Annotated in this window: 25 protein-coding genes and 1 pseudogene; 23 read left to right on the top strand and 3 right to left on the bottom strand. The window is 32.3% G+C overall.

Annotated elements, in window-relative coordinates; all coding sequences use genetic code 11:
• Positions 1-37: 37 nt before the first annotated feature.
• Both ACJQQZ_RS04315 and ACJQQZ_RS04310 read right to left on the bottom strand, forming a co-directional pair.
• Positions 38-436, bottom strand: coding sequence for a ribonuclease HI family protein (locus ACJQQZ_RS04315; RefSeq protein ID WP_049424743.1), 399 nt, complete (start codon positions 434-436; stop codon positions 38-40).
• A 162-nt stretch (positions 437-598) separates the two neighbouring features.
• Positions 599-1303, bottom strand: a complete 705-nt coding sequence (locus tag ACJQQZ_RS04310; RefSeq protein ID WP_002451167.1) for a queuosine precursor transporter — start codon at positions 1301-1303, stop codon at positions 599-601.
• A gap of 318 nt (positions 1304-1621) precedes the next feature.
• Here ACJQQZ_RS04310 and ACJQQZ_RS04305 point away from each other — a divergent pair, with 318 nt between their 5' ends.
• From ACJQQZ_RS04305 to ACJQQZ_RS04200, 22 genes and pseudogenes are all read left to right on the top strand, one after another.
• On the top strand, positions 1622-1816 hold the full coding sequence (locus ACJQQZ_RS04305; RefSeq protein WP_124228301.1) for a zinc-finger domain-containing protein: 195 nt from the start codon (positions 1622-1624) through the stop codon (positions 1814-1816).
• 12 nt (positions 1817-1828) lie between these two features.
• Positions 1829-2083, top strand: a complete 255-nt coding sequence (locus ACJQQZ_RS04300; RefSeq protein ID WP_002451168.1) for a NifU N-terminal domain-containing protein — start codon at positions 1829-1831, stop codon at positions 2081-2083.
• Between the two features lie 31 nt (positions 2084-2114).
• Complete coding sequence (locus ACJQQZ_RS04295) at positions 2115-3230, top strand: conserved virulence factor C family protein (RefSeq protein ID WP_408023079.1); 1116 nt, start codon at positions 2115-2117, stop codon at positions 3228-3230.
• 25 nt (positions 3231-3255) lie between these two features.
• Positions 3256-3699, top strand: coding sequence for a bacilliredoxin BrxA (gene brxA, locus ACJQQZ_RS04290; RefSeq protein WP_002451170.1), 444 nt, complete (start codon positions 3256-3258; stop codon positions 3697-3699).
• Between the two features lie 251 nt (positions 3700-3950).
• Positions 3951-4907 carry a thymidylate synthase gene (locus ACJQQZ_RS04285; protein ID WP_049424736.1) on the top strand — a complete coding sequence of 319 codons (957 nt, stop codon included), beginning with the start codon at positions 3951-3953 and terminating at the stop codon, positions 4905-4907.
• Positions 4908-5075: 168 nt separating this feature from the next.
• The gene (locus ACJQQZ_RS04280) at positions 5076-5558 is read left to right on the top strand and encodes a dihydrofolate reductase (protein WP_049424734.1); all 483 of its coding nucleotides are present in this window, start codon (positions 5076-5078) and stop codon (positions 5556-5558) included.
• Positions 5559-5570: 12 nt separating this feature from the next.
• A complete protein-coding gene (locus ACJQQZ_RS04275) occupies positions 5571-6413 on the top strand; it encodes a DegV family protein (protein ID WP_145505279.1) in 843 nt (280 codons plus the stop codon).
• Positions 6414-6510: 97 nt separating this feature from the next.
• Entirely contained in the window at positions 6511-7038 is a 528-nt protein-coding gene (gene msrA, locus ACJQQZ_RS04270) for a peptide-methionine (S)-S-oxide reductase MsrA (protein ID WP_408023078.1), read from the top strand.
• On the top strand, positions 7031-7459 hold the full coding sequence (gene msrB, locus ACJQQZ_RS04265) for a peptide-methionine (R)-S-oxide reductase MsrB (protein ID WP_002451175.1): 429 nt from the start codon (positions 7031-7033) through the stop codon (positions 7457-7459). The genes msrA and msrB overlap by 8 nt, the downstream gene beginning before the upstream one ends.
• Before the next feature lie 12 nt (positions 7460-7471).
• Entirely contained in the window at positions 7472-7972 is a 501-nt protein-coding gene (locus ACJQQZ_RS04260) for a PTS sugar transporter subunit IIA (protein WP_408023077.1), read from the top strand.
• A complete protein-coding gene (locus ACJQQZ_RS04255) occupies positions 7972-8193 on the top strand; it encodes a YozE family protein (RefSeq protein WP_002451177.1) in 222 nt (73 codons plus the stop codon). Before ACJQQZ_RS04260 ends, ACJQQZ_RS04255 begins: the two co-directional genes overlap by 1 nt.
• A gap of 425 nt (positions 8194-8618) precedes the next feature.
• Complete coding sequence (locus ACJQQZ_RS04250; RefSeq protein ID WP_049424745.1) at positions 8619-10076, top strand: S41 family peptidase; 1458 nt, start codon at positions 8619-8621, stop codon at positions 10074-10076.
• Between the two features lie 81 nt (positions 10077-10157).
• On the top strand, positions 10158-10661 hold the full coding sequence (locus ACJQQZ_RS04245) for a GNAT family N-acetyltransferase (RefSeq protein WP_002451179.1): 504 nt from the start codon (positions 10158-10160) through the stop codon (positions 10659-10661).
• Between the two features lie 17 nt (positions 10662-10678).
• Complete coding sequence (locus ACJQQZ_RS04240; RefSeq protein WP_145505275.1) at positions 10679-11752, top strand: undecaprenyldiphospho-muramoylpentapeptide beta-N-acetylglucosaminyltransferase; 1074 nt, start codon at positions 10679-10681, stop codon at positions 11750-11752.
• 12 nt (positions 11753-11764) lie between these two features.
• Positions 11765-12379 carry a phosphatase PAP2 family protein gene (locus tag ACJQQZ_RS04235; protein ID WP_049424726.1) on the top strand — a complete coding sequence of 205 codons (615 nt, stop codon included), beginning with the start codon at positions 11765-11767 and terminating at the stop codon, positions 12377-12379.
• 189 nt (positions 12380-12568) lie between these two features.
• A pseudogene (locus ACJQQZ_RS04230) lies at positions 12569-12677 on the top strand (hypothetical protein); the annotation flags it as partial.
• A 353-nt stretch (positions 12678-13030) separates the two neighbouring features.
• Entirely contained in the window at positions 13031-13690 is a 660-nt protein-coding gene (locus tag ACJQQZ_RS04225; RefSeq protein ID WP_002451182.1) for a response regulator transcription factor, read from the top strand.
• Positions 13687-15045, top strand: a complete 1359-nt coding sequence (locus ACJQQZ_RS04220; protein WP_408023076.1) for a HAMP domain-containing sensor histidine kinase — start codon at positions 13687-13689, stop codon at positions 15043-15045. Before ACJQQZ_RS04225 ends, ACJQQZ_RS04220 begins: the two co-directional genes overlap by 4 nt.
• Before the next feature lie 229 nt (positions 15046-15274).
• Positions 15275-18079 (top strand): 2-oxoglutarate dehydrogenase E1 component, encoded by a 2805-nt coding sequence (locus tag ACJQQZ_RS04215; RefSeq protein ID WP_408023075.1) that lies wholly within the window; start codon positions 15275-15277, stop codon positions 18077-18079.
• Positions 18080-18096: 17 nt separating this feature from the next.
• A complete protein-coding gene (sucB, locus tag ACJQQZ_RS04210) occupies positions 18097-19383 on the top strand; it encodes a dihydrolipoyllysine-residue succinyltransferase (RefSeq protein WP_124228306.1) in 1287 nt (428 codons plus the stop codon).
• Positions 19384-19548: 165 nt separating this feature from the next.
• Positions 19549-20388: an ABC transporter ATP-binding protein gene (locus ACJQQZ_RS04205; RefSeq protein WP_124228307.1), complete on the top strand. Its 840-nt coding sequence runs from the start codon at positions 19549-19551 to the stop codon at positions 20386-20388.
• Positions 20388-21092 (top strand): hypothetical protein, encoded by a 705-nt coding sequence (locus tag ACJQQZ_RS04200; protein WP_049423436.1) that lies wholly within the window; start codon positions 20388-20390, stop codon positions 21090-21092. Before ACJQQZ_RS04205 ends, ACJQQZ_RS04200 begins: the two co-directional genes overlap by 1 nt.
• A 101-nt stretch (positions 21093-21193) precedes the next feature.
• Here ACJQQZ_RS04200 and ACJQQZ_RS04195 read toward each other — a convergent pair whose 3' ends face one another.
• Positions 21194-21364, bottom strand: coding sequence for a hypothetical protein (locus tag ACJQQZ_RS04195; RefSeq protein ID WP_002451187.1), 171 nt, complete (start codon positions 21362-21364; stop codon positions 21194-21196).
• Between the two features lie 232 nt (positions 21365-21596).
• Here ACJQQZ_RS04195 and ACJQQZ_RS04190 point away from each other — a divergent pair, with 232 nt between their 5' ends.
• Entirely contained in the window at positions 21597-22406 is an 810-nt protein-coding gene (locus ACJQQZ_RS04190; RefSeq protein WP_049423440.1) for a VOC family protein, read from the top strand.
• Positions 22407-22432 lie beyond the last annotated feature (26 nt).

The following is a 22432-nucleotide window of genomic DNA, read 5'->3' as shown; positions in this document are numbered from 1 at the left end:
CACCGATTGAAATCACTTCAATCGGTGCTCCTTTTTATTATTTGGCTTTTAATATTTTATATAATGCTTGTTGTGCATGTTGATTAGCTTCTTTATTTTGATCTCTAGGTACCCATTTTACAAACAATAAATCAAAGTCTTGCTCTAAAATCTCTAATTGTTCAAAATAAGGTTTGAATTTAGCATTTTTAACATATCCTGCTTCTACACTATCTGCAATTAACTTTGAATCAGTGTAAAGTAGGGCATTATTCACTTTTAGTTCTCTAGCATGTTCTAATGCATGGATACAAGCTGCCCATTCAGCACTATGATTATCCATTTCTCCTAAATCATGAGTAAACACGTGATGTTGATCTTCCTCTTTAATAACAATAGCACATGCACTTCTTCCAGGATTCCCTTTAGTCGCAGCATCAAAATTAATTTTAGCCATATCTACACCTACTTCATTTATATGTTCTAAACTAGTCTCATCATCTGTACTTTAATTAAATCACAATAATAAGTACAAATTCATCCAATTTCAATTATTATAAATAAAATCGCTTTACTCAATTAGAAAATTAAGCAAAGCGATTGATATTTAATAGGTAACTTAAAAACCTTCATCTAACTTAGTAATTTTACCTTTACGGTAGAATGATTTGGCAATGTATCCGAATGGTACATTAAAAATAGTAGATACAAGTTTTAAAACATATGTCGTTATAAAAATTTCAAAAACTGCCATACCAGGTAAACTACCTATAAATGCAATGGATACAAATAATGCTGTATCAATGATAGAGCTAATTATTGTACTTCCATATGCTCTAATAATGAATGTTTTATCTGAACTAAATAGCTTTTTAATTAATGAAAATATAAATACATCCACGTGTTGACCAATGATATAAGCAACAATTGAACCTAAAGCAATTCTAGGTACAACATCAAAGATGGCATGAAAAGCATTTTGTGCAGTATCTTCTGGGGATGGAATAAAATGTAAAGACATTTGCATGACGATAATCATAACCAGTGTTGAGGAAAAACCTAACCAAACTGCACGTTTTGCGACCTTTCTTCCGTATATATCATTTAAAATGTCCGTCGCTAAATAAATAGAAGCAAACATTACATTACCTAAAGTAGCTGAAATGCCAAAAATTTCTACAGTTTTGATAACTTGTATATTTGCTATAATCGTACCAATCGCAACCCATGCTAGTAATCCTTGTTTTCCAAACATACGATACATCGCTACCATTAAAATAAACGTCACTAAAAACGTTGCAACTCCAAACAATTCATTATACATATCATTTCCTCCTAAATTTTGTTAATGCGGGTGTTTAGAAACCGCTAAAATAACTTAACCATTTTACTCTAAAACAGTATTTTATGCAATCCGTTTTCCAAATCGACGAAATGTTAAATTCTATGAATATTGAAATATAAGAAAGACAAATTGATTGTTGTTCAATCATGGTTAATAAATGCTATAATATCGACATGTGAATTAATGAGTCTAAGACAGTAGATTAGATGAGCTTGGCACAAAAGAAATGTCATATGCGCTACACTAATGTCACGAACTCTTTATTTGCGACATAAAAAAATTCTATAGCTAAAGGGAGTGGAGAGTATCCTTACTTATTCCGAACAACAAGCTATAAATCAAATTGATCAATTATTGACTACGTATTGTCATCAATGTCCATTAAAGTCGCATATAAGAAAGACTGAAAACAAGACACAGGCACATCATTTTTGTATCAATGAATGTTCAATTGGTAAACAAATTAAACAAATAGGAAATGGACTTCAATAGGAGGTTATTGTTATGGAAATTGTTTCAATCTCAGAAACACCGAATCACAATACAATGAAAATCACTTTAAACGAAACACGAGAAGACATGAAATCGAATACGTATACATCAGCAGAAGAAGGTCAACCCGAATTCATAAATGCCTTATTTGATATCGAAGGTGTGAAATCTATTTTTTATGTCATGGATTTCATTTCAGTTGATAAAGAGGATGAAGCAGATTGGCAAACGCTAATCCCTCAAATAGAAGATAAATTCAATCAATAAGTAAATCTGATTGCATGGAGGGACAGAGACTATGGAAATTTTACGTGTAGAACCTACACCGAGTCCTAATACGATGAAAGTCGTCTTGACAGAGAAAAGGCAAGATAATCAATCTAATACTTATACAACCATTAATGATCAACAACCACAATTTATCAATGACTTATTAGAACTTGATGGTGTGAAGTCCATTTTCTATGTTATGGATTTCTTAGCAATCGATAAACAGCCTAAAGCCGATTGGGAAGACGTCCTACCTTTAATTACTTCTACCTTAAATAAGGAAGAACATTCACAACAAGAAACACAACCAGATGAACACTTTGGAGAAGTTAAAGCTGAGGTGTTAATGTTTAAGGGGATACCATATCAAATCAAACTATCCACTGGACATGATGAAAAGCGTAAACAATTACCTGAATTTTATGTAGATAGTATGCTTAAAGCTCAAAAAGATAGCGATAACGTAGTATTTTTAAGAAAATGGGAAGACTTTGGTATTCGATATGGTGATATCGACGATGTTATGAATGACGTATATGAAGAAACATTAGCACTATATCCAGAAGAACGAATTCAACAACTCATTACAGAAGCATTAGAAACAGATATTGCCATTCCAGAAAGCCAATATCATCGTGTATCGCTTGAAACGTATCAACAAGCTTCAGACTGGAAAGAAAAATTAAGAATGTTGAAATCATTCCCAACACCGACTTTTGATGATATTCCTTTATTAGACGCTGCATTAAATGAAGAGAAGGTGCCACTCCGTCGTGAAGCGATTGTGTTATTAGGAATGATTGAAGATCGTCAAATCCTACCATATATATACAAAGGATTACATGATAAAAGTCCAGCAGTACGACGTACAACAGGAGACTGCCTAAGCGATTTAGGATTTAAAGAGGCACTACCAGAAATGGAACAAGCACTTGACGATCCTCAAAAAATCGTTCGTTGGAGAGCAGCTATGTTTATATTTGATGAAGGAAACGAACAACAATTAGATAGTCTAAAAGCACATGCCGATGATCCAGCGTATGAAGTAAAATTACAAATCGAAATGGCCATTTCTAGAATAGAAAAGGGCGATGAAGCCCTCGGCTCTGTTTGGAAACAAATTGCGAATAGAAATAAATCCTAACTAATTAATAAAGGAGCATGTCAAAATGAATGCATATGAACAATATATGAAAGAACTCGCTCAACAAATGCGTTCTGAACTAACAGATCACCAATTTGAAAGTTTAGAAACGAGTGAAGCTGTTGAATCATACATGAAACAAGTCAATGATAATGACACAACTTTCGTCGTTATCAACTCTACTTGTGGTTGTGCTGCCGGATTAGCACGACCAGCAGCCGTTGCAGTTGCAGAACAAAACGAAGCGAAACCAACAAATAAAGTCACTGTATTTGCCGGACAAGATAAAGAAGCAACCGCAACAATGCGTGAATATATTCAACAAGTACCATCCAGTCCATCATTTGCATTATTTAAAGGTCAAAATCTAGTCCATTTTATGCCAAGAGAGCATATCGAAGGTAGAGATATCAATGACATTGCAATGGACTTAAAAGATGCTTTTGATGATCATTGTGACGTAAAATAATCAAATTTCATCACATATTAATGATAATTATAGGGTAGTAAGAGTAGTACAGTTTTCTTAGAACACTTTGAGGTGCGAGGCTGTGCTACTCTTTTTGTATGCTTTTTTGACTAAATAAATTAAATTTTACACATATCTGGCTTACTACTTTTTTCAACGATTAAATCTCAGTATAATAAAATTAATGTTAAATGTTGGTAGTCATGCCAAAGATACATCAATACACACTATTAAGAAAGGATGTCATCATTATGCTCAATTCATTTGATGCAGCTTACCACGGTCTCTGTGAAGAAATTCTAAAAATAGGAAATCAAAGAGATGATCGTACACATACAGGAACCATTTCTAAATTTGGACATCAACTAAGATTTGATTTGTCTAAGGGATTTCCATTATTAACCACTAAAAAAGTATCTTTTAAACTCGTGGCAACAGAATTACTATGGTTTATTAAAGGAGATACAAATATAAAATATCTTCTTCAATATAATAATAATATTTGGAACGAATGGGCTTTTGAAAATTACATCAACTCAGAAGACTATCATGGACCAGATATGACAAACTTCGGACATCGTTCTCTACAAGATAGTGAATTTAATGAATTATATAAAGCTGAAATGAAAAAATTCAAAGAAAATATTTTAAACGATGATACATTTGCGCAAAAATACGGTAATTTGGGCAATGTATATGGTAAACAATGGAGAGATTGGGAAGACAAAGATGGTAATCATGTTGACCAACTTAAAACTGTGATTGAACAAATCAAACATCACCCTAATTCAAGACGACATATCGTGTCTGCTTGGAATCCTACTGAGATTGATACTATGGCGTTACCACCATGCCATACGATGTTCCAGTTTTATGTACAAGATGGGAAATTAAGTTGTCAATTATATCAACGTAGTGCCGATATCTTCTTAGGCGTACCATTTAATATTGCAAGTTATGCATTACTTACTCATCTCATTGCTAAAGAATGTGGTCTCGAAGTTGGTGAATTTATTCATACTTTTGGTGATGCACATATTTATTCTAATCACATGGATGCAGTCGAAACACAATTATCTCGAGATAGTTTCAATCCACCACAAATTAAGATTAATACTGATAAATCAATATTTGATATTAATTACGAAGACATAGAATTAATCAATTATGAATCACATCCAGCTATCAAAGCACCAATAGCTGTATAGTATTTAAAATATTTTTTGTATCTTAGTATAATTATGAGAAATTTTTCAATTTTTATCATAAAATTATCAGTATCAACGACGTTATTGTAACGAATTGCATTCAATTTATGTTACATTAAATTTATGAAACTGATGTATTAATGCCCACATACCAAGGAGGACAACGAAATGACATTATCTATTTTAGTCGCACACGATCAACAAAGAGTCATAGGGTACCAAAATCAATTACCATGGCACTTACCTAACGACCTTAAACACGTTAAACAATTAACGACAGGCCATACGTTAGTAATGGGCCGAAAAACGTATGAATCAATTGGAAAACCTTTATCCAACAGACGAAATGTGGTTTTGACTAAAAATAAGTCATTTCATCCCGAGGGTGTGGATGTCATTCATTCTTTTGAAGAGATTCAACATTTAGAAGGCCACGTATTTATTTTTGGTGGTCAAACACTATTTGAAGAAATGATCGATAAAGTAGACGATATGTTTATTACTGTGGTAGATGGAAAATTTCAAGGTGATACATTCTTTCCTCCTTACACTTTTGAAGAATGGGAAGTTGAGTCATCAGTTGAAGGGAAACTAGATGAAAAAAGTACAATTCCACACACATTTTTACATTTAATAAGGAAAAAGTCATAGGAGGAGTTATTTATGGTTAAGCAAGTTATCGTTACGGATTCTACATCAGATTTACCCCAAAGCTATTTAAATGAGAATTCAATTAATGTTATACCTTTGAATGTTACGATTGATGGTAAATCATATATTGATCAAATTGAAATTACTTCTGAAGAATATATTGAATATATGGAACAAGATGCTGATGTTAAGACAAGTCAACCTGCTATCGGTGAATTTATCAACCTATATGAAGAACTTGCAGGAGACGATGTAGAGATTATTAGTATTCACATGTCATCTGGCTTAAGTGGTACATATAACACTGCATATCAAGCGAGTGAAATGGTAGATGCAAATGTAACAGTCATTGATTCTAAATCAATTTCAAATGGTTTAGCATATCAAATTAAACATATTGTTGAATTGATCGAACAAGGTACATCTACAACTGACATTGTAAAAAGCGTTAAAGAATTACAAGAAAACACTAAGTTATTTGTAGTCATTGGACAATTAAATCAACTGATTAAAGGTGGCCGTGTAAGTAAGACTAAAGGACTTATTGGTAATATCATGAAAATCAAACCAATAGGTACTTTAAATGATGGCAAATTAGAATTAGTACATAACGCGAGAACTCAAAATACTAGTATTAATTATCTAAAAAAAGAAATTTCAGAATTCATAGAAAATCATAAAATTAAATCAGTAGGCATCACACATGCAAGTGCATTAGATTTTGTAGATAAAATTAAAAGCACTTTTACAGAGGCATTTAATTGTCAAGAATACGATGTTAATATCACAACACCTGTTGTCACGACGCATACAGGAAAAGGTGCTATTGGTTTAGTTGTCGTTCGAGAAAAATAATAATCGCTTTCAATGTCTTAAAGCCTTTGAGCGTTTATCTTTATTTCTAACTAATAATATCGTAAATTATTAACAAGAATAGGAAGGAGGCAATCAAATGGCTTATGCGACATTAGCTGGTGGTTGTTTTTGGTGTATGGTTAAACCATTCACATCATATCCTGGCATTGAATCAGTAGTCTCTGGATATAGTGGTGGTCATGTAGAAAACCCTACTTACGAACAAGTATGTACAAATCAAACAGGACATGTAGAAGCTGTCCAAATTAATTATAATCCAGAAATAACTTCATTCGAAAATATATTAGATGTTTATTTCAAGACATTTGATCCAACAGATGATGGCGGTCAATTTTTCGATCGTGGCGAAAGTTATCAACCTGTCATTTTTTATCATGACGATGAACAGCGTAAAGCTGCTATCTTAAAGAAACAACAAATTGATGAACAAGGTATATTTAAGAAACCGGTTATCACACCAATCAAACCATATAAAAATTTCTATCCTGCAGAAGATTATCATCAGGATTACTATAAGAAGAATCCTACACACTATGAACAATACCAACGTGGTTCAGGCAGAAAAGCATTTATAGAAACACATTGGGGGTCTCAACATGATTAAAAAGAACAAAGACGAACTTAATGATATGGAATATCTTGTTACCCAAGAAAATGGTACCGAGCCACCATTTCAAAATGAATATTGGAATCATTTTGAAAAAGGTATTTATGTAGACAAACTATCAGGCAAACCACTATTTACATCAGAAGAAAAATTCGAATCTGATTGTGGATGGCCAAGTTTTTCAAAAGCCATTGATGATGACGAAATCATTGAATTAGTAGATAAAACGTTTGGTATGATTAGAACAGAAGTACGTTCTGAAGATGCCAACAGTCACTTAGGCCATGTGTTTAATGATGGACCAAAAGAAATGGGTGGATTGAGATATTGCATTAACTCAGCAGCAATTCAATTTATTCCTTATGATAAATTAGAAGAATTAGGTTACGGTGACTTAATACAACACTTTGAGAAATAGGAGTGAAATACTATGTTTAAAAAATTATTTGGCAAAGGTAAAGAAGTAGATAAGAATATTCAAATTTATGCACCATTATCAGGAGAATATGTAAAAATCGAGGATATTCCAGATCCTGTATTTGCTCAAAAAATGATGGGTGAAGGCTTTGGTATTAATCCAACTGAAGGTACTGTAGTATCTCCAATTGAAGGTAATGTAGATAATGTATTCCCTACAAAACATGCAATTGGATTAAAAGCAGAGAATGGCCTTGAATTATTAGTGCATATCGGGTTAGATACAGTTCAACTTGATGGAGAAGGCTTTGAAGTGCTTGTAGACAGTGGAGATACAGTTAAGGTTGGAGATCCAATTATTAAATTTGATGTTGAATACATTAGAAACAACGCAAAATCAGTCATTTCTCCAGTCATTATTACTAACTCTGATCAAACAGCATCAATTCATTTTGAAGATGTCAACGCAGTTGTTAAAGGCGAAAAAAAAGTTATTGATGTGACTATGAACTAATGAAGAACTATTCATTTTATCAATTTGCTATGACAGTTAGAGGTAGAAAAGATGATAAAGGACGCTTAGCTGAACAAATTTTTGAAGATTTAGCATTTCCGCGTCACGAGAATGATTTCAATACTCTTTCTGACTATATAGAAACGCATGGAGATTTTACATTATCTATGTCTGTGTTTGATGATTTATACGAAGAATACACTGAATGGTTAAAATTTTAGCATACACATTTAAAGAGGTCGGGACGTAAGCGTTTAAGATTTGAATTGCTTAAAATGATAAACAAATATGATAATACCATATTTGTTGAATCGTGATAGCAAATCTTTCAAACCTGCTTTATAGACACCATTGAATCGGTTTCTAGAGCATTAAACCTTATTGTCTCAACCTCTTTTCTTTTATACTTTTAAATTGCATCTTAAAATCAATTTATCATGTGCTTTAATCATTGATATTTCAGTTGATTTTCTAAATTAATCCATACATACTATAAGTACCTTTTTTGGAAATCAAATTGCTAGTTAAATAAAATGCAACATACTAGAATAATAATGTAATAAAGATGTTTCAATGTAAGACATCTATTTGAATGGTCACCATAGATTAAGGGAGTGATTATGTGACGAATGATAAAGACGAACAAATCGAACAAGATCAACAAGATTTAAAACAGCAGAAAACAAAAGATAAAGTTCAAAAGAAAATTCATCTTAAATTATGGCATTTGATTATACTCATTATTGGCATTATTTTGATTACTGTAGCAATTACCGTTGCAGCTACATTGTTAATCAGTCATCAAATGAGTGGTCTGAATAAGGAACAACGTGCTAATTTACATAAAATTGAATATGTCTATAAAACATTAAATAAAGATTACTATAAAAATGAAAAATCCGATAAACTTTCTCAAGCGGCAATAGATGGGATGGTCAAGGAATTAAAAGATCCTTATTCAGAGTATATGACCAAAGAGCAAACCAAATCATTCAATGAAGGTGTGTCTGGTGATTTCGTAGGTATCGGAGCAGAAATGCAAAAGAAAAATGATCAAATCAGTATTACGAGTCCAATGAAAGGTTCTCCAGCAGAAAAAGCTGGCATCAAACCAAAAGATGTGGTTACTGAAGTTAATCACAAATCAATTAAAAATAAACCATTAGATGAAGTTGTAAAAATGGTACGTGGTAAAAAAGGTACCAAAGTCACATTAACGATTAAACGTGGCTCAGTAGAAAAAGATATTGCCATTAAACGTGATACAATCCATGTTAAAAGTGTTGAATATGAGAAAAAAGACAATGTTGGTGTTATTACAATTAATAAATTCCAAAACAACACATCAGGCGAATTGAAAAATGCGATTAAGAAAGCGCATAAACAAGGCGTTCGTAACATCGTATTAGATTTACGAAATAACCCTGGAGGATTATTAGACGAAGCAGTTAAAATGGCAAATATATTCATCGATAAAGACAAAACAGTTGTTCAACTTCAAAAAGGTGATGACAAACAACAGCTTAAAACCGAAAACGATCCTTTAAAAGAAGCCAAAGATATGAAAGTATCTATATTAATCAATGAAGGTTCAGCAAGTGCCTCAGAAGTATTTACTGGCGCCCTCAAAGATTATCATAAAGCTAAAGTATATGGTTCTAAGTCATTTGGTAAAGGGATTGTACAAACGACACGTGAATTCAACGATGGCTCATTATTAAAATATACTGAAATGAAATGGTTAACACCTGATGGTCATTATATTCACGGTAAAGGGATTAAACCCGATATCGAAATTGCTACACCTAAGTATCAATCATTAAGCGTGATTCCTAATGATAAAACGTATAAGTTAGGAGATAACAATAAACATGTCAAAACAATGAAAATTGGTTTAACAGCGCTTGGTTTCAAAGTAGATAATGAAACTAAATCATTTGATACAAGTTTAGAGTCAGCAATTAAAGCCTTCCAAAAAGACAATGATTTAACTGTTAACGGTGAATTTGATAAAGAAACAAATGATAAGTTCACTCAAAAATTAGTCGAAAAATCAAATAAAAATGATACTGTTTTAGACCAACTACTTAAGAAGTTAAAATAAGTTTAAAATGATTAAAAAGCGTGAATTTAAAGATGAGAGTATTTAACTAATAAACATAAATACAAAGAGGTGTTTTAGATTATGATAAGATTAGCAACGAAAAAAGATCTTTCTAGAATTGAAATATTAGTAGAAGAAGCAAAAGAAATAATGGAGAAATTCAACAACAATCAATGGGATGATAAATACCCTGTAACTGAACATTTTGAAGAAGATATCGAATCTGAAACACTTTATGTATTAGATGTTGATAATGAAATTTATGGCTTTATTGTCATCGACCAAAATCAGTCAGAATGGTATGATGAATTAGAATGGCCAATTGATCGTAAAGGTGCATACGTAATCCATCGATTAGCTGGTTCACAATCATATAAAGGTGCAGCAACTGAATTATTCCAATTTGCAGTTGATTTGACAGAAGACCATGGTGTCCATGTCATTTTGACAGATACGTTTGCGCTTAATAAACCAGCACAAGGATTATTTGAAAAGTTTGGATTTACTAAAGTGGGCGAAGCCGAAATTGATTACCATCCATTCGATCGTGGTGCACCATTTTACGCATATTATAAAAACATATAAGAATAGAGGTTATATTTATGACTAAAATCGCATTTACTGGAGGCGGAACGGTTGGACACGTTTCAGTCAATCTAAGTCTGATTCCTACTGCATTAGACAAAGGGCATGAGGCGTTTTATATTGGTTCTAAAAATGGTATAGAAAGAGAAATGATAGAATCACAATTACCTAATATTGCATACTATCCTATTTCGAGTGGTAAATTACGCCGCTACCTATCATTAGAAAATGCGAAAGACGTATTTAAAGTTCTAAAAGGGGTACTTGACGCACGTAAAATTTTAAAAAAACAAAAGCCAGATTTACTATTCTCAAAAGGTGGTTTTGTGTCTGTACCCGTTGTCATTGCGGCACGTTCGTTAAAGATTCCTACTATCATTCACGAATCAGATTTAACACCTGGCTTAGCAAATAAAATTGCATTAAAATTCGCTAAGAAAATCTATACAACGTTTGAAGATACATTAAACTATTTACCAAAAGATAAAGCAGATTTTGTGGGTGCGACAGTACGTGAAGATTTAAAACAAGGAGATCAACAACGTGGTTATCAATTAACTGAATTTAAGCAAGATAAAAAGGTTTTACTTGTTATGGGTGGTAGCTTAGGCAGTAAAAAATTAAATGATGCTATTCGTGAAAACCTAGAAGCTTTATTACACCAATATCAAGTTATACATTTAACCGGTAAAGGTTTAGTTGACGATTCAATTAAAAAAGAAGGCTATGTACAATTTGAATTTGTTAAAGATGATTTAACAGATTTACTTGCGATTACTGATACAGTAGTAAGTCGTGCAGGATCAAATGCTATTTATGAATTCCTTACGTTACGAATTCCAATGCTATTAATACCACTTGGTCTTGATCAATCACGTGGCGACCAAATTGATAACGCGAAAAACTTCGAGTCTAAAGGTTATGGTAAAGCCATTCCTGAAGATGAATTGACGCAAGTAAGATTGTTAGAAGAGTTGAATCACATTGAAACAAATCGTGAGGATATCATTAAACTAATGCAGACTTATAAAGAAAGTTACACTAAAGAAGATTTATTCGATAAAATAATCAATGATGCTTTAGACAATTAGGGGGACAATGTAATGAGTCGATTAAAACGAATTTCATTACTTATCATTTTTACTTTGATATTTGGAATCATAGCATTCTTCCATGAATCACGCTTAGGTAAATGGATAGATAATGAAGTTTACGAATTCATTTATGCATCAGAAAGCTTTATTACAACTTCAATCATGCTTGGTGCTACCAAACTAGGTGAAGTATGGGCTATGGTTTGTTTATCATTAATGCTTATCGCATATTTAATGTTAAAACGACTAAGAATTGAAACTTTATTCTTTATTATCGTGATGAGTTTATCAAGCATATTAAACCCCGTTTTAAAAAATATCTTTGATAGAGAACGACCAACATTATTGCGCTTAATTGATATTACTGGTTTTAGTTTCCCGAGTGGACATGCAATGGGATCAACATCTTATTTCGGTAGTATCATTTATATCTTGAACAGAACGGATTCTGGACTATCAAAAGGCATTTTAATAGGGTTAGCAGCTTCACTCATTTTGATGGTTTCAACATCACGTGTGTATTTAGGTGTACATTATCCAACTGATATTATTGCAGGAATCATTGGTGGCGCATTTAGCATTGTATTATCAACACTAATCTTAAATGAGCAATTAGCAAAATAAAATAAGACAGTGAAGCACCACATTTCAACTTAAGGAAATGTGGTGCTTTCTTTTATCATTAATTGTCATCATTAGCGGAACTAAAAAAGCAGTAAACCTCAAGTGTCTAAAGGTCTACTGCTTTATTAAAACGTTTTTCAACGTTAGTCTTTTACGGGCATATAAAAGGGGATTATATGAAAATGACCAATCCTTAAGAACGAAATATATGTGGGGGGGAAAGTTCTTTTTGGTATTGATAATCATTTTCAACTATTATTATACACTAATGAGAATCATTGTCAATTAGAAACAATAAAAAATGATAAACTTATTTTGCGATCACTAACTACCAACGATTTTAGCTATTTCTAATACTGGAAATAATAATAAAATACTTCTCAATACCGACTATGTAACGATTGAAAATATGATAAAATTTAGTTAAGAATACAATTAATGGGTTATACACAAAGAGGCAAAGGCATATGAATTAAGTCATCTAATTAATCATTGACATGTAGATTCACAACATTCACGAAATCAATGACTAAGTTTCGAAATCAGATGTCTACATTCAACATCAATGAATATATTAAAGATAAATACATCAATCATATGTTAAATGAGTTTTATTTAACATTGTGCATAACCATATTAAGAGGTGCAAAGATGACAAACATTTTAATTGTAGAAGATGAAAAAAACTTAGCTCGATTTATTGAACTTGAACTAACACATGAAAATTATCAAGTCGATATTGAAAATGATGGTGCTACTGGTCTAGACAAAGCACTGAATAAAACTTACGATCTCATTATTTTAGATCTAATGTTACCGAATATAAATGGTTTAGAGATTTGTCGTCAAATTCGTCAACAGCAAACAACGCCTATTATCATCATTACTGCTAAAAGTGATACTTATGATAAAGTTGCTGGTTTAGATTATGGTGCTGATGATTACATTGTTAAACCATTTGATATCGAAGAATTACTTGCTCGTATTAGAGCCATTCTTCGTCGTCAACCTAAAAAAGATACTATTAATATTAACGGTATCATTATAGATAAAGAAGCTTTTGAGGTTACAGTAGATGGCACTCAATTAGATTTAACTAAAACTGAATATGACTTATTCTACGTGTTAGCAGAAAATAAAAATCACGTATTACAACGTGAACAAATTTTAAATCATGTATGGGGATATAATACTGAAGTTGAAACGAATGTCGTAGATGTCTATATCCGCTATTTAAGAAACAAACTAAAACCCTTTGGTAAAGATAAAGTCATTGAAACAGTACGTGGTGTAGGGTACGTGATTCGATGATGAAACAACGGAAACTCAAATATAAATGGATGTTAATCACCACATTTATCACTTTTATCACTATCGTTTTATTCTGTCTGGTAATCATCTTCTTTTTAAAGGATGCCTTACATGATAGTGAATTAGACGAAGCTGAACGTAGTTCTGACGATATTATCAATTTATTTCATGCCAAACCCTTAGATGAAATATCGGCCTTAGATTTAAATGCTTCGTTAGAAAACTTTCAAGAAGTGACTATTTTTAATACTAAAGGAAAAAAATTACTTCAAACAACAAATGAAAATTTGCCATCTGTACCTTCTAATATAGGCCTTTCTCACCCAGAAAGAGTCAAAATCATTAAATATAAAGGCGTTGATTACTTAGCAATCACAGAACGTATCCATACTCAAAACTTTAATGGATATAGCGTATTAATTCATTCATTAGAAAATTATGAACATCTTGTACAATCTTTATATATTGTAGCCATTGCATTTGGCTTAATAGCAACATTTATCACTGCCATTGTAAGTTATATCGTCTCATCACAAATCACCAAACCCATTGTGACCATGTCTAATAAAATGAATCAAATTCGGCGTGACGGTTTCCAAAATAAATTAGAGTTGACGACAAACTATGAGGAAACTGATAATCTCATCGCTACATTTAATGAGATGATGTTCCATATCGAAGAAACGTTTAATCAACAACGACAATTTGTAGAAGATGCATCCCATGAATTAAGAACGCCATTACAAATTATTCAAGGTCATTTGAATTTAATTCAAAGATGGGGTAAAAAAGATCCAGCCGTGCTAGAAGAATCACTAAATATTTCTTTAGAAGAAATGAACAGAATCACCAAATTAGTTGAAGAATTATTATTATTAACTAAAGACAATGTTAAAAATGGCCAAGTTGAAAAAGAACTCGTAAATATCAATTCTGAAATATTATCTAGAGTTAATTCTCTTAAACAACTACACCCAGACTATACGTTTGATATTGAACTAGATGAAAAACCTTTAAAACTTAATATGAACCGTCATCAATTCGAACAACTCATTTTAATCTTTATAGACAATGCGATGAAATATGATGTTGAAAATAAATTAATTCAGATTAAGACTCAACTTAAAAACAAACAAATTAGTATAGAGATTACTGACCACGGTTTAGGTATTCCAAAGCAAGACCTAGAATTTATATTTGACCGTTTTTACCGTGTAGATAAATCTCGAGCTCGCAGCCAAGGTGGTAATGGTTTAGGTCTATCTATTGCTGATAAAATCGTTCAATTAAATGGTGGATTTATTCAAGTAGAAAGTGAAGTTGATCATTACACAACCTTTAAAATCATATTTTAAAGACATCAATTAGAACGAAAATCCTTTGTAAATCATACATTTTGTGTACCTAATTAAGCTTTTAGTTTACATCTTTATGACCAACATTTTAATATTATGAAATTAATGCAGAACCAAATTTATCTTGGTTCTGTTTTTTTACAATAATAGGTAAATCTACTTTAACAAAATTTGAAATAATGCTATTATTGTCTTGTAAGCGTTTCAACATTTTTGTGGAGGGTGTAATATGACAAAGGACAAGAGAGAGGTTACAGAGGCACCTGTAAACTTCGGCGCAAATCTAGGGTTAATGCTAGATTTATATGATGATTACCTACAAGATCCATCATCAGTACCCGAAGATTTACAAGTCCTATTTAGTACAATTCAAACAGGGGAAGCTCATATCGAGGCTAAACCAGCCGCTAATGAGGGTGGTTCACAATCTGGTGACAGTACAATTAAACGTGTCATGAGATTAATCGATAACATTAGACAATACGGACATTTAAAAGCAAATATATATCCAGTCAATCCTCCAGAGCGTAAAAATATTCCTAAATTAGAAATAGAAGATTTCGATTTAGATCAAGCTACTTTGGAAAATATCTCAGCTGGAATCGTATCAGAACACTTTACTGATATTTATGTTAATGCATATGAAGCTATTGTTCGTATGGAAAAAAGATACAAAGGTCCTATTGCGTTCGAATATACGCATATTAATAACAATAAAGAACGTGTATGGTTAAAACGTCGTATCGAAACACCATATAAAGCAACATTAAATAATAAACAAAAAACTGAATTATTTAATAAATTGGCTCATGTCGAAGGTTTCGAGAAATATTTACACAAAAACTTCGTTGGTGCAAAACGATTCTCTATTGAAGGTGTCGATGCTCTAGTACCAATGCTACAACACACAATTACACTAGCTGGCGAAGCTGGAATCAAAAATATTCAAATCGGTATGGCGCACCGTGGTCGTTTAAATGTACTGACTCACGTATTAGAGAAACCATACGAAATGATGATTTCAGAATTCATGCACACTGACCCAATGAAGTTCTTGCCAGAAGATGGTAGCTTAGAATTAACTGCTGGTTGGACTGGCGATGTGAAGTATCACTTAGGTGGCGTAAAAACTACAAATTCATACGGTATTGAACAACGAATCGCTTTAGCAAACAACCCAAGTCACTTGGAAATTGTAGCGCCCGTTGTTGAAGGTCGTACACGTGCTGCGCAAGATAATACACAACAAGCTGCCGCGCCACAAACTGACTTCCATAAAGCTATGCCAATCATTATACATGGTGATGCTGCATATCCTGGTCAAGGTATTAACTTTGAAACAATGAACTTAGGTGATTTAAAAGGCTACTCAACTGGTGGATCTTTACACATCATTACAAATAACCGAATCGGTTTCACAACTGAACCAACAGATGGCCGTTCAACAACATACTCAACAGATGTTGCTAAAGGTTATGATGTTCCGATTTTACATGTTAATGCTGACGACGTAGAAGCAACGATCGAAGCCATTGATATCGCTATGGAATTCCGTAAAGAATTCCATAAAGATGTAGTCATCGACTTAGTAGGTTATAGACGTTACGGTCATAACGAAATGGATGAACCGTCAATTACAAATCCATTACCATATCAAAATATCCGTAAGCATGATTCAGTAGAATTGGTTTATGGTAAAAAGTTAGTAGATGAAGGCATTATCAGTGAAGATGAAATGAATCAAGTCATTGATAGTGTTCAAAAAGAAATGCGTGCAGCACATGATAAAATTGACAAATCAGATAAAATGGACAATCCAGATATGGAAAAACCAGAATCCTTACAACAACCACTTAAAAGTGATGATAAGGAATTCTCATTTGATCACTTAAAAGAAATCAATGACGCGATGTTAACTTATCCTGAAGGGTTCAATGTACTGAAAAAATTAAATAAAGTACTTGAAAAACGTAAAGAACCATTTGAAAAAGAAGATGGCTTAGTAGATTGGGCACAAGCGGAACAACTTGCTTTCGCAACAATTTTACAAGATGGTACGTCTATTCGTTTAACTGGTCAAGACAGTGAACGTGGTACATTCAGTCATCGTCACGCAGTATTACATGATGAAGAAAATGGCGACACATTCACACCATTACATCATGTACCAGACCAAAAAGCATCATTCGATATTCATAACTCACCATTATCAGAAGCAGCTGTTGTCGGTTTTGAATATGGTTACAATGTTGAAAATAAAGGAAGTTTCAATATTTGGGAAGCACAATATGGGGACTTCTCAAATATGGCACAGATGATGTTTGATAACTTCTTATCAAGTGCACGTGCAAAATGGGGCGAACGTTCAGGTTTAACATTATTCTTACCTCATTCATTTGAAGGGCAAGGTCCAGAACATTCATCAGCACGTCTTGAAAGATTCTTACAACTTGCAGCAGAAAACAATAGCACTGTAGTGAACTTATCAAGTGCAAGTAACTACTTCCACTTACTACGTGCTCAAGCAGCAAGCTTAGATACTCAAGAAATGAGACCATTAATTGTTATGTCACCAAAAAGTTTATTACGTAACAAAACAGTTGCTAAGCCAATTGATGAGTTTACTTCTGGTGGTTTCAAACCAATCATTGCTGAAGATTATGAAGCTGATAAAGTTAAAAAAGTAATATTAGCTTCAGGTAAAGTATTCATTGACTTAAAAGAATATTTAGCTAAAAATCCTGACGAATCTGTATTACTTGTAGCAATTGAAAGATTATATCCATTCCCTGAAGAGGAAATCCAAGAAATTTTCGATCAACTACCAAATCTTGAATCAGTATCATGGGTTCAAGAAGAACCTAAAAACCAAGGTGCATGGTTATTCGTTTATCCTTACCTAAGAGCACTAGTTGGTGATAAATACGATTTAAGTTACCATGGAAGAATCCAAAGGGCAGCACCAGCTGAAGGTGATGGAGAAATTCATAAACTTGTTCAAAATAATATTATTGAAAGTAGCATTACTAAATAAATAGGGGGAAATTCAAAATGCCAGAGGTTAAAGTTCCAGAATTAGCAGAATCAATTACAGAAGGTACCATTGCAGAGTGGTTAAAAAATGTTGGAGATAGCGTAGATAAAGGCGAAGCTATTCTTGAATTAGAAACAGATAAAGTTAACGTAGAAGTTGTATCAGAAGAAGCAGGTGTTTTATCAGAACAACTTGCTAATGAAGGCGATACAGTTGAAGTAGGTCAAGCTATCGCAGTTGTTGGTGAAGGCAGTGGTAATGCATCAAGTGGTTCATCAGATAATCAAACTCCACAAAGTAATGATGAAACTAATAAAGATGATCAACAATCTAAAGAAACTTCTCAACCATCAAACGATACTCAATCATCAGATCAATCTCAAGATGATTCAGCTAATAACCAACGTGTGAAAGCAACACCTTCAGCTCGTCGCCATGCTCGCGCTAACGGTGTTGACTTAAGTGAAGTTGCTGGAAAATCAAATGATGTTGTTAGAAAAGAAGATGTAAACAACAGTCAGAATCAAGCTAAACAATCATCACAAAATGACAACAAACCTTCTGGTAATGAAGTTAAAAAATCTAGTGACAAACCATCTAAACCAGTTATTCGTGAAAAAATGTCACGTAGAAAGAAAACTGCTGCTAAAAAATTATTAGAAGTATCTAATAATACAGCTATGTTAACAACTTTCAATGAAGTTGATATGACAAACGTTATGGATTTACGTAAACGTAAAAAAGAACAATTCATCAAAGATCATGATGGTACTAAATTAGGTTTCATGTCATTCTTCACTAAAGCTGCAGTTGCTGCACTTAAAAAATATCCAGAAGTCAATGCTGAAATTGATGGCGAAGACATGATTACTAAACAATACTATGATATCGGTATTGCTGTATCTACTGACGATGGTTTATTAGTACCATTCGTAAGAGATTGCGATAAGAAAAACTTTGCTGAAATCGAACAAGAAATCGCTAATCTAGCTGTCAAAGCTCGCGACAAAAAATTAGGCTTAGATGACATGGTTAACGGTTCATTCACAATTACAAATGGTGGTATCTTCGGTTCAATGATGAGTACACCAATTATCAATGGTAGTCAAGCTGCTATCTTAGGTATGCACTCAATCATTACTCGTCCAATTGCAATTGACAAAGATACTATCGAAAACCGTCCAATGATGTACATCGCATTAAGCTATGACCACAGAATTATTGATGGTAAAGAAGCAGTAGGATTCTTAAAAACAATCAAAGACCTAATTGAAAATCCTGAAGATTTATTATTAGAATCTTAATTCAAACGACTAACGTTGAATATAATTTAAGAACCAACGGTGATATGAATCACCGTTGGTTCTTTATGTATTAAATAATACTTTAGTAGTATATAATTTTAATAAAATGCATGATACGCTTACTTCAAAGATGAACGTAAATGTATTTTAATTGGGGGGATTTTGATGACAACCGAGGCAATTATTGCAAATCACATATCAAAATCAATCAATCATAAAGAAATTATAAATGACCTATCGATAACCATTCCAAAATATAGTATCACACACATACAAGGACACAATGGTACCGGCAAGACAATCACATTACAATTGTTAGCAAAACTTATTCGTCCCACAACAGGTAATATTAAAGTTAACGGCCGTATCAGTTATGCACCTGATTATCTGCCCAATGATTTAAATTTAACTGTAGGAGAGTACCTATCCTTTATTCGACAACTCAATCATATACCAATCAATGATCAAGCGTTAAACGATATGATTTCAAAAATGCAACTTGAACCATTTCTATCACACAGGATAAAAAATTGCTCTAAAGGAACACAACAAAAGGTAAATCTGATTCAATGCCTAACTACAAAGGCAGATGTATACTTATTTGATGAACCGTTTAATGGACTGGATCAATCATCATTAGCTTATTTACTTTCCCAACTTAAGTTATTAAAAAATAAAGCAACTATCATATTAACTTCTCATGATTCACGTATTTATCATGACATTATCACTCATACCTTTGATCTTGAAAACCAAGACTTTAAAGAAATGACATCTACATTGTCAGAATATAAAATAGTGAGTTTCATCATAGAAAATATAGAAGATATGGAAGATTTAATCTATTATTTTAAAATGAAATATGACATTACTATTTCAAAAAATACGACTACGCAATCGTACATCAAATTAAAAGTCCCTGTAGAAGAGACCAACGTTGTTTTGAAAAAGTTAATTATTGCTAACGTAACTATCGATGCTGTTATTAACGAGGAGGGCGACTGATGCGTTTTACAAACTATCAATTTAAAAAATTAATAAGATCTTACACATTTATACCTCCTTATATCGTTTATATGATTTGGATAGCTATGCTTTATGTTTATAGTGGGCAGTCCATTTTATCGAGCTACGCATCTTCAACTATTGTGTTATTATCTGTGTCGGCATGGTTAACGATTAATATATATCAATTAGAAAATAATAAAGAACGACAGTTGTTATTTATACAATTTAATTCTAAACTCAATTATCTGACACATAAGTTATATTTTAGTTTTTTAACATTAATACCTTTAATCATTTTTTCAATACTTTATCCAATCATTTTCAATCGCTTTTCAGAAAAAGTGTCTATCGTACATATGACTCTTGCAATACATATACATGTGATTGTTGTCATCTTCGGAGTATTAATCGGTACCTTTATTTGTATTCAAAACGTCATGTCGAGAAAGTATAGTTGGTTATTATTGATTTTAATTCTTTTAATATCTATAATGCGACACACTTTAGTAATAAGCCTACCAGTGACCAAATATATATTATGGCTCATACCACCAGTAGGTGAGCTCATTCAAATATATCAATATCCATTAAATCAATTGATTTCAATTCAATTCTTACTTATTACTGTATGGATTTTGAGTTATATCATTATTTTTATAATCGGGTTGTATTATTTATTTTCTAAATCAGAATATTTATAAACACTTGCTTAAATAGTCTAAAAAAGCCAGTAAATGGGTCAATATAAACATCATTTACTGGCTATTTCTATGTTTTAACATTTAAAACTATAGGGTAACTTTTAGTATAAGACGATAATCTCTATAATTGCTAAAATAATAAATACAATAAATGCAATTAAGAAATATTTAAAATTAGGCTTTTGCTTATTCTGTAAATTCGTAAAAACTTGTATACCTGAATAAGCAGCGATTAAAACAGTAATTGCAAATACTATCCACATCGTAGACATGTGTATGCCTCCTTACTTTATCTCTATAATTATATTTTAATACACTTTGACAACAATACCAAAATGAATTTTAACTTAATTTTGAAAAATTAATTACAACCAAACTTTTCACAATACAATTTAAACTTTTATCCATTCATATGATCCATCATCGTAATAGTTCATCATATAAATCATCGTAAAAATACGTTATAATAATAATGTAACGATAAATGATTAGGGGTGTCAGTAAATGAGCGGACTTAGAAGTGTCACGTTAGGTACTAGTGACCTATCTAAAACTAAAGATTTATTTGAAAATATATTAGGTTTTAATTCATCTAAAAAGGGTGAAAATGCTTTAAGATTTGGCGATGCCAATTTAAGTCCTGGTACTCGTATACATTTTGTTGAAGTACCTAAAAGCAATTATCAAAACTTACATATCGATAGCGTTGGATTAAGAACTCCATCAGACTCAGGTCTAGATGAATATCAATCTATTTTTACCAATCATCAAATGTCTTATAGCTCAATTACTGAACTCAATGGTAATAAGCACTTTAACTTCAATGATCATAATCAACAATTATTTGATATCTATTCAAATGAACATAACACAGGCGTTCCATTAGGTATGCCATCATTTGAAAGTACTGTCAATCCGCTACATCAAATTCAAGGCTTAGGCCCTGTGATTCTTAAGGTGAATGAATTGCCTATCACAGCATCTATCCTTACAAATGTATTTGGATTAAATATATTTGCAGAATATCATCCATATGAAGATTCAACACAAGCCATCCAAGTATTTAAAATTGGAGAAGGTGGTCTTGGTGGTGAATTGCATCTATATGAAGCAGAGACAGAAATCAATAATGAAGATGTAGGTATGGTTGAACAAATAGAATTTTCCACTCAAAATAAGTCGGAATTTGAAAACGCTAAACAAACGTTAGATGACATAGGTATACCTTATCAAACGTTAGAACAAGATGATTCTGATTCATTACGTATTACTGAAAAAAGTGGTATTTCATTCATTTATACACTGGAAAAATAAACTTATTAAAATAACTATAGAGGTAG

Origin of the sequence: Staphylococcus sp. KUGN1 (assembly GCF_045984185.1) — a bacterium.
Lineage (GTDB): Bacteria > Bacillota > Bacilli > Staphylococcales > Staphylococcaceae > Staphylococcus > Staphylococcus warneri_A.
Note: the sequence above shows the minus strand (reverse complement) of the source record. Positions and strands in the feature narration are given on the sequence as shown.